1 protein-coding gene is annotated in these 429 nt (G+C 63.4%); it reads left to right on the plus strand.

Going from position 1 to position 429, the window contains the following annotated elements; genetic code table 11:
• Positions 1-429, plus strand: a 429-nt coding sequence (locus FCS21_RS16405) for a type 1 periplasmic-binding domain-containing protein (protein WP_171035750.1), incomplete at both ends; no start/stop codon positions are given.

The following is a 429-nucleotide window of genomic DNA, read 5'->3' on the forward strand; positions in this document are numbered from 1 at the left end:
TCACATCATCGGCAATATCTGGAGCAACTCCGAAGAAGACGTGGTACCGGCCGGTGCCGCCGCCAAAGGCTTTATCTCGATCACCACCCACCCGTCGGGCACCGACTTCCCGGTGCTGCAAGGTATCCAGCAAAGCGTGGTAGACGCCGGCAAGGGCAACCTGGCCGACCCCAAGCGTTTCGGCACCGTGTATTACAACCTGGGCGTGGTCAACGGCATTCTCAACGTCGAAGCGCTGCGCCAGGCCCAGGAAAAATACGGGCAAAAACCACTGACCGGCGAGCAGGTACGCTGGGGCTTCGAACACCTGAACCTCGACGACGCGCGCCTGCAGGCGCTGGGCGCCAAGGGCCTGGTGCAACCGCTGAAACTCTCCTGCGCCGACCACGAAGGCGGCGGCGCCGTACGCTTCCAGCAATGGGACGGCCA

The sequence above is a fragment of the Colwellia ponticola genome, from assembly GCF_005885605.1.
GTDB classification, from domain to species: Bacteria; Pseudomonadota; Gammaproteobacteria; order Enterobacterales; family Alteromonadaceae; genus Colwellia; species Colwellia ponticola.